Consider the following 7,771-nt stretch of genomic DNA (forward strand, 5'->3'; position numbering starts at 1 on the left):
GAATGACCCCGCACCCGCTCCCGCTCCCAACAGCAGCGTTCCAAACGAAACACCCGAAATGACCTGGCGCGACGAAGTACTGGACACCATCGCGTCCGAATTCTCCGACGTGACCGACGTCGCCCAACTCACGCGCATCGTCTTGCGCCTCACCCTCGCCGCCGTGCTCGGCTTCGTGCTTGGGTTCGAGCGCGAACAGCAAGGCAAGGCGGCCGGGGTGCGTACCCACATGCTCGTCGCCATCGGCTCCGCCATGTTCGTGCTCATTCCGCAGCAGACCGGCATCGTGCCCGCCGACATGAGCCGCGTCATCCAGGGACTGGTCGCCGGCGTGGGCTTTCTGTGCGCCGGCACCATCCTCAAGCAGGGCAAGGACGAATCCCACGTGCAGGGCCTCACCACCGCCGCCGGGCTCTGGATGACCGCAGCCATCGGCATGGCCTGCGGGCTCGGGCGCGAGGCCACGGCGCTCTTGAGTGCGTTGCTGGCACTGGCCGTGCTGTCGCTGGTGCCGCGCCTCGTGAGCCTGATCGAACGCGCGGTCGGCGACAAGAACGACGAACAGGAAGCCAAGGCACCGCGACGGGTGATCGCCTCGCCGGACAACGAAGATACCCGCGGGCGCTGAGCAGCCCCCGTGCATCAATCGCCATCGCGTTCGGCATCAATGCCGGCGCGCGGGCGGGCTAGCATCGAGGGCTTTGAGTCGCAACGAACCGGAGGCCCCTGATGCGCAAGCTCTATATCGGCAACAAGAATTACTCGTCGTGGTCCATGCGCCCCTGGGTGCTCATGAAGCAGGCCGGCATCGCCTTCGACGAAGTGATGGTGCGCTTCGACTCCTTCGACGCGACATCGAAGTTCAAGCACACCATCGGCCCGCTCAACCCCGTGGCCAAGGTGCCGGTGCTGGTCGATGGCGACCTGGTGGTCTGGGACACCCTGGCCATTGCCGAGTACCTGGCCGAAACCTTTCCTGAAAAGCAGCTCTGGCCCAAGGCGGCGGCCGATCGCGCCCGCGCGCGCAGCGTCTGCGCCGAAATGCATTCGGGCTTCGGTGGCCTGCGTGGCCACTGCGGCATGAACATCGAGGCTTCGCTGCCGGAGGTCGGCGCCAGGCTGTTGCGCGAACAGCCCGAAGTGGGCAGCGACCTGGAGCGCATCGTGCAGATGTGGAGCGGCCTGCTCGAAGCGCACGGCGGCCCCATGCTGTTCGGCGAGTTCGGCATTGCCGACGCCTACTTCGCGCCCATCGGCACGCGCATCAAGACCTATGGATTGCCGGTGCCGGCCGCCATTACCGCCTACATCGAGCGGGTGCAGGCATTGCCGGGCGTCAAGGCCTGGATCGACGGCGCACTGGCGGAAAAAGACTTCCTGCAATTCGAAGAGCCGTACCGCACGGCGCGTTGAAACAGCAACTACAAAGCTGTAGCAACAACGGCCGGGCGGCAAGGCTTTCGAAAGAACGGCGTCCGGTCAGAACCGGTACGTGGCCGCGAGGTAGGTGACGATCGGGTTCAGCTTCAGCCGGGCTTCGCTGGTGGCAACCGGGAAGCCATTGACCGAGGTCGTGGTCAGCTTGGCCTTGGTCTTCAGCGGGATGTACGACACCGAGAACGACATGCCCCAGTGCTTGTCGAACTGGTAGGCGACACCGGCATTCAGCACGGGCGCGAACGAGCTGTCGAGCTTGGCGGTGGTCGATGTCGAGAACGGACGCTGGCGCAACTGGCTTCCAAGCGCGCCCTGCAGCTCGTTGGTGAGATGCACGTTGCTGTACCAGACGTACGTGGCGCCCAAGCCCACGTAGGGACGGAAGGCGTCGTTGCCCTCGTTGAAGTAGTACTTGCCCAGGATGGTCGGGCTCCACTGGCGTGCCTGGCCGAGTTCACCGACGCGCGCCAGCGTGCCGGTGCCTTCCAGCTTGAACTTCGGCGGAATGCCCAGCACGCCTTCCACGGCCCAGTGGCTGTCGATGAAATAGGCCAGGTTGAAGCCCAGCGTGTCCGAATCCTTGACGCTGGCGCCCGAGCCCGCGACCACGCTCTGCACCGGCGCGGTCAGCGTCAGTGGCTTGCTCGAGTCCTGTGGCGCCAGATGGAACCAGCCCGCGCCGACCACCCAGTCGCCTGCCTGTTGCGCAAACGCACTGCCGGACGCCAAGGCACCCAGAGCCGCCAGCGCAAACATTGTTTTCTTCATGATGTGAATGCTCCTTTGGTTGAAAAATCCCCTGCTCGCAGGCCGGGCCGGTGTTTGGCTCTGGCATTCGAGCGTTTGACGAACGATGGCCCGGTCTGTGCCGGCGATTATCGAACGGTCGTTCTATTTTGTAGCTGGGGAGTATCCCTACACTGCACTCATGAAAATTTTTCTCGTTGGCGGTGCACTGCGCGACAGGCTGCTGGCACGCCCTGTTTCCGACCACGACTGGCTGGTGGTGGGGGCCACGCCCGAAGAAATGGTGGCCCGTGGCTACCTGCCCGTGGGGCGCGACTTTCCGGTGTTCTTGCACCCCGAGACGCGAGAGGAATACGCGCTGGCCCGCACCGAGCGCAAGAGCGCGCCCGGCTACCGCGGCTTCACCGTGCATGCCTCGCCCGACGTCACGCTCGAACAGGACCTGGCGCGCCGCGACCTGACCGTCAATGCCATCGCGCTGCCGGCCGAATGTGTAGGTGCCGACGGCCAATTCGAACCTGACCCCGAAAAACTGGCCGACCCCTTCCACGGCCGGCGCGACCTGCGCGACAGGGTGCTGCGCCACGTGACCGACGCCTTCCGCGAAGACCCGGTGCGCATCCTGCGCGTGGCGCGCTTTGCCGCGCGCTTCGACGACTTCACGGTGGCGCCCGAGACGATGGCGCTGATGCGCGAGATGGTCGCTGCCGGCGAAGTCGATGCGCTGGTGCCCGAGCGCGTCTGGCAGGAGCTGTCGCGCGGCCTGATGGAAACACGGCCGTCGCGCATGTTCGATGTGTTGAACGACTGCGGCGCGCTGGCCGTGCTGGCGCCCGAGGTCGATGCCGGCGCGCAGCGCATGCGGACCATCGACACGGCCGCCGGGCTGCAAGCGTCGTTGGCCGTGCGCTTCGCCTGCCTGATGCACGACCTCGACCGGCATGCCGCGCTGATGGAAAAGACCCGCGACCGCTGGCGCGTGCCGGTGGACATCCGCGAACTGGCCGAGGTGGTGGCGCGCGAGCACGGCCACATCGACCGTAGCGGCGAACTCGACGCGGCGCTGCTGGTGCGCTTGCTGGAGCGCTGCGACGCCTTTCGCAAGCCCGCGCGCTTTGCCGAGGCACTGCTGGCCTGCGAATGCGTGGCGCGCAGCCAGCCCGGTGCCGAAGACGATGCGCCCTACCCGCAGCGCGCGCGCCTGCTCGCGGTGCTGGCGACCGCGGCCGGCGTCGCCACCGACGCCGTGGCACGCCAGGCCCAGCAGGCGGGCGCCATGGGTCCGCAGATCGGCGAGGCGATCCATCGGGCCCGCGTCGACGCCGTCGCTGCTTCGCTGCCGGCCTGAAGGCGGCAACGGCCGCGAAACACCTTCGGCTTTGGCCGACACGCACGGCGCGCAGCCCGTGTTATGGTTTTTCCCAATGCCAAAGTCCTTCGACAGCAACGACCAGTTGCCTCCTCCGCTGGGCCGGGACACCGCCCTTTTTCTCGACTTCGACGGCACGCTGGTCGGGCTCGCGCCCACCCCCGAGGCCATCGAGATTCCCCCTGCCCTCGTCTCCCTGCTGAGTGACCTGAGCGACCTGCTGGGCGGCGCACTGGCCGTGGTGTCGGGCCGGCAGATCGATTCGATCGACCGCTTCCTGGCGCCGCTGCGGCTGCCCGCGGCCGGCGAGCACGGCGTGCAGCGCCGCGATGCCACCGGCCACATGCAGGAGCAGCGCGCGCCCGACCTGGTGCCCATCCTCGACATCGCCAACGAACTCGCGCGCGTGCACGAAGGCCTGCTGGTCGAGCGCAAGCATGCCGCCATCGCGCTGCACTACCGGCTCGCGCCGCAGCTCGAAGCCGTGTGCCGCGACGCCATGACGCGTGCCATCGAAGGGCACCCGGCGCTCGAGCTCATGCACGGCAAGTTCGTGTTCGAGGTCAAGCCCGCGGGCGTCAACAAGGGCATTGCCATCGACGCCTTCATGAGCGAGGCGCCGTTTGTGGGCCGCACGCCGGTCTTCGCGGGCGACGACACCACCGACGAGAGCGGCTTTGCGCTGGTGCAGCCGCGCGGCGGCATCGCCATCAAGGTGGGCTCCGGGCCCAGCCTGGCGCTGCATCGCCTGGAATCGCCGCGCGCCGTCTACGAATGGCTGGTGCAGGCACGCGACCTGCTGGCCGCACCCAACCCCACTCCTACTCCCGCTTCCGCCAGCGCCAAAGAAGAACCACCGAGGAACCCCGGATGAGCGAACAACAACTGTCGAAAGCCCCCGAAGACCGTGCCGACGAAGCACTGGCCGGCGCGGCCGGACCCGACGACCGCGCACCGGTCGATGCAACGGCCGCCACGGCCCCCGGCACGCGCGGCTTCGCGCCGCCGGCCGAGCCTTCACTCAATGTCGGCATCATCGGCAACTGCGCCTACAGCGCACTCATCGACGCTCGCGGCCGCGCCGTGTGGTGCTGCCTGCCGCGCTTCGACGGCGACCCGGTGTTCAACGCGCTGCTGCATCCCGGCGAAGAGGCCGGCGCCTGGAGCATCGACATCGAGGACTTCGCCGAGGCCAAGCAGTGGTACGAACCGAACACGGCCGTGCTGCGCACGCAGCTGTTCGACAGCACGGGCCAGGGCATCGAGATCACCGACTTCGCGCCGCGCTTCTACAGCCGCTCGCGCTACTTCCGCCCGCTGATGATGGTGCGCCGCGTGCGGCCGATTGCCGGCGCGCCGCGCATCCGCGTGTCGCTCGATCCGCGTTTCCAGTGGGGCGCCTCGGCACCGATCGAAGTCACGCGCGGCAGCAACCACATCCGCTACGTGGGGCCCGACGTCACGCTGCGCCTGAACACCGACGCTTCGATCTCGCACATCCTGGCGCGCCAGCCCTTCGTGATCTCGCGCGAATACAACTTCATGTTCGGCGTGGACGAAACGCTGCTCGACGGCATTGCCGACACGGCGCGCAAGTTCGAGCAGGAGACCATTGCCTACTGGCGCACCTGGAGCAAGCGGCTGGCCATTCCCTTCGAGTACCAGGACGCGGTGATCCGCGCGGCCATCACGCTCAAGCTCTCGCTGTACGAAGACACCGGCGCCATCGTGGCCGCCATGACCACCAGCATCCCCGAGGCGCCGGGCAGCCAGCGCAACTGGGACTACCGCTACTGCTGGCTGCGCGACGCCTTCTTCGTGGTGCGAGCGCTCAATTCACTGAGCGAAGTCGGCACCATGGAAGACTACCTGCGCTGGCTCGGCAATGTGGTGATCGGCTCGCACGGCGAGCACATCCAGCCGCTGTACGGCATCGGGCTGGAGCGCGAGCTGCCCGAGTCTTTTGTCGAAGGCCTGCCCGGTTACCGCGGCATGGGCCCGGTGCGCGTGGGCAACCAGGCGCAGGAGCATTTCCAGCACGACGTGTACGGCAACATCGTGCTCGGCGCGGCACAGGCTTTTCATGACCACCGGTTGCTGAGCCGCGCGGGCCTGGCGGAGTTTCCGCACCTGGAGGCTGTCGGCGAGCAGGCGGTGCGCGTCTACGGCACGCCCGACGCCGGCATGTGGGAGCTGCGCACGCGCGCCCGCGTGCACACCAGCTCGGCCCTGATGAGCTGGGCCGCCTGCGACCGCCTGGCCAAGATCGCGCGCCGGCTGGAACTGCCCGAGCGCGCCGCCTACTGGCACGGCCATGCCGCGCGCATGAAAGAAGAAATTCTGGCCAAGTCGTGGTGCGAAGAACGCCAGGCCTTTGCCGAAAGCTTCGGCGGCCACGAGCTCGACGCCAGCATCCTGCTGATGGTCGAAGTGGGCCTCATCGACGCACGCGACCCGCGCTTCATCTCCACCGTGGACGCCATGGAAAAGTCGCTTTGCGATGGCCCCTACATGCGCCGCTACGAGGCCGCCGACGACTTCGGCAAGCCCGAGACGGCCTTCAACATCTGCACCTTCTGGCGCATCGACGCGCTCGCCAAGATCGGCCGCAAGGCCGAGGCGCGGCAAATCTTCGAGACCATGCTGGCGGCGCGCAATCCGCTGGGCCTGCTGTCGGAAGACACGCACCCGGTCACGGGCGAGATGTGGGGCAACTTTCCGCAGACCTATTCGATGGTCGGCATCATCAACGCGGCCGTGCGTTTATCCGCCCCCTGGGATTCGTGCATATGAGCCGGCTCGTCGTCATTTCCAACCGCGTGGCCGATCCGCGCAAGCCGGCCGCTGGCGGCCTGGCCGTGGCGCTGGGCGAAAGCCTGCAGCAAAGCGGCGGCCTGTGGTTCGGCTGGAGCGGCCAGATCATCGAAGGCGGCCCCACCGGCGAGGGCGAGCTGCACAAGCAGCAGGCCGGCAAGGTGACCCTGGCCACGCTCGATCTGAGCCGCGAAGACCACGACAGCTACTACCTGGGCTACAGCAACGACGTGCTGTGGCCGGTGTTCCACAACCGTCTTGACCTGGCGCATTTCGATGCCGGCTTCATCGGTGGCTACCGGCGCGTGAACCAGCTGTTCGCGCGCAAGCTGCTGCCGCTGCTGAAAGACGACGACATCATCTGGATCCACGACTACCACCTGATGCCGCTGGCCGCCGAGCTGCGCGCCATGGGCTGCAAGCAGCGCATCGGTTTCTTCCTGCACATTCCGTTGCCGCCGCAGATCATCATCGCGGCCATTCCGCAGCATGAATGGCTGATGCGCTCGCTGTTCTCGTACGACCTGATCGGCTTCCAGGCGCAGCAGGACGTGCAGCACTTCGAGCACTACGTGCGCAACGAGGCCCATGGCGAGTACCTGGGCAACGACATGTACCGCGCCTACGGGCAGACGGTGCGCTGCGGCGCGTTCCCGATCGGCATCGACGTGGACGAGTTCGCGGCGCTGACGCACGCGAAGGAATCGCGCGACATGTACGAGACGATGAAGCGCGAGTACTCGAGCCGCCGGCTGCTGCTGGGCATCGACCGGCTCGATTATTCAAAAGGCATTCCGCAGCGTGTGCGTGCCTTCCGCGAGCTGCTGGCCAACTACCCCGAGAACCGGCGCAGCGCGACGCTGATCCAGATCGCCTCGCCGACGCGCGAGACGGTGGACGCGTATGGCGACATCCGGCGCGAGCTGGAATCGCTGTGTGGCGCGATCAACGGCGACTACGGCGAGCTGGACTGGATGCCGGTGCGCTACATCCACCGCATGGTGGCGCGCAAGCGGGTACCGGGGCTGTGCCGCGCGGCGGCAGTGGGGTTGGTGACGCCGTTGCGCGACGGCATGAACCTGGTGGCCAAGGAATACATCGCGGCACAAGATCCGGCCGACCCGGGGGTGCTGGTGTTGTCACGCTTCGCGGGTGCGGCGGAGCAGTTGAAGGAAGCGCTGCTGGTGAACCCGTACGACACGCACGGCACGGCGGAAACGGTACAGCAGGCGTTGCAGATGCCACTGGAAGAGCGGCGCGAGCGGCACCAGAAGTTGCTGTCACGCATTCGCGAACACGACATTCACTGGTGGCGACGCAGCTTTCTGGATGCGCTGCGTGAGGCTGCGAGCGAACGCTGAGCTTTTGGCGCTGCTGTTTAAGGCGGGTGCATTCTTTGTGCGT

General features: G+C 67.0%; 7 protein-coding genes. 6 read left to right on the forward strand and 1 reads right to left on the reverse strand.

Annotated features, from left to right (window positions below; translation table 11 throughout):
- Positions 1-58: 58 nt before the first annotated feature.
- Complete coding sequence (locus DBV14_RS29800; protein ID WP_124464978.1) at positions 59-628, forward strand: MgtC/SapB family protein; 570 nt, start codon at positions 59-61, stop codon at positions 626-628.
- A 101-nt stretch (positions 629-729) separates the two neighbouring features.
- Positions 730-1,413, forward strand: coding sequence for a glutathione S-transferase family protein (locus DBV14_RS29805; RefSeq protein ID WP_124464980.1), 684 nt, complete (start codon positions 730-732; stop codon positions 1,411-1,413).
- 66 nt (positions 1,414-1,479) lie between these two features.
- Here DBV14_RS29805 and DBV14_RS29810 read toward each other — a convergent pair whose 3' ends face one another.
- A complete protein-coding gene (locus tag DBV14_RS29810) occupies positions 1,480-2,205 on the reverse strand; it encodes an OmpW family protein (protein WP_124464982.1) in 726 nt (241 codons plus the stop codon).
- Between the two features lie 160 nt (positions 2,206-2,365).
- Between DBV14_RS29810 and DBV14_RS29815 the strand changes: the two genes are divergently transcribed.
- The 4 genes from DBV14_RS29815 to otsA all read left to right on the forward strand — a co-directional run bounded on the left by DBV14_RS29815 (position 2,366) and on the right by otsA (position 7,728).
- Positions 2,366-3,532 carry a multifunctional CCA addition/repair protein gene (locus DBV14_RS29815; protein ID WP_124464984.1) on the forward strand — a complete coding sequence of 389 codons (1,167 nt, stop codon included), beginning with the start codon at positions 2,366-2,368 and terminating at the stop codon, positions 3,530-3,532.
- Positions 3,533-3,608: 76 nt separating this feature from the next.
- Complete coding sequence (otsB, locus tag DBV14_RS29820) at positions 3,609-4,427, forward strand: trehalose-phosphatase (protein ID WP_124464986.1); 819 nt, start codon at positions 3,609-3,611, stop codon at positions 4,425-4,427.
- A complete protein-coding gene (locus DBV14_RS29825) occupies positions 4,424-6,346 on the forward strand; it encodes a glycoside hydrolase family 15 protein (protein WP_124464988.1) in 1,923 nt (640 codons plus the stop codon). The genes otsB and DBV14_RS29825 overlap by 4 nt, the downstream gene beginning before the upstream one ends.
- Positions 6,343-7,728 carry an alpha,alpha-trehalose-phosphate synthase (UDP-forming) gene (gene otsA, locus DBV14_RS29830; protein ID WP_124464990.1) on the forward strand — a complete coding sequence of 462 codons (1,386 nt, stop codon included), beginning with the start codon at positions 6,343-6,345 and terminating at the stop codon, positions 7,726-7,728. Before DBV14_RS29825 ends, otsA begins: the two co-directional genes overlap by 4 nt.
- The last annotated feature ends 43 nt before the right edge of the window (positions 7,729-7,771 follow it).

This window comes from Variovorax sp. KBW07 (assembly GCF_003852515.1).
Classification (GTDB): domain Bacteria; phylum Pseudomonadota; class Gammaproteobacteria; order Burkholderiales; family Burkholderiaceae_C; genus Variovorax.

Excerpts from the sequence above, each read along its gene's own strand:
- otsA (WP_124464990.1), top strand. The coding sequence starts at position 6,343 with ATGAGCCGGCTCGTCGTCATTTCCAACCGCGTGGCCGATCCGCGCAAG.
- DBV14_RS29810 (WP_124464982.1), bottom strand. The coding sequence starts at position 2,205 with ATGAAGAAAACAATGTTTGCGCTGGCGGCTCTGGGTGCCTTGGCGTCC.
- DBV14_RS29815 (WP_124464984.1), top strand. The coding sequence starts at position 2,366 with ATGAAAATTTTTCTCGTTGGCGGTGCACTGCGCGACAGGCTGCTGGCA.
- DBV14_RS29805 (WP_124464980.1), top strand. The coding sequence starts at position 730 with ATGCGCAAGCTCTATATCGGCAACAAGAATTACTCGTCGTGGTCCATG.
- otsB (WP_124464986.1), top strand. The coding sequence starts at position 3,609 with ATGCCAAAGTCCTTCGACAGCAACGACCAGTTGCCTCCTCCGCTGGGC.
- DBV14_RS29800 (WP_124464978.1), top strand. The coding sequence starts at position 59 with ATGACCTGGCGCGACGAAGTACTGGACACCATCGCGTCCGAATTCTCC.
- DBV14_RS29825 (WP_124464988.1), top strand. The coding sequence starts at position 4,424 with ATGAGCGAACAACAACTGTCGAAAGCCCCCGAAGACCGTGCCGACGAA.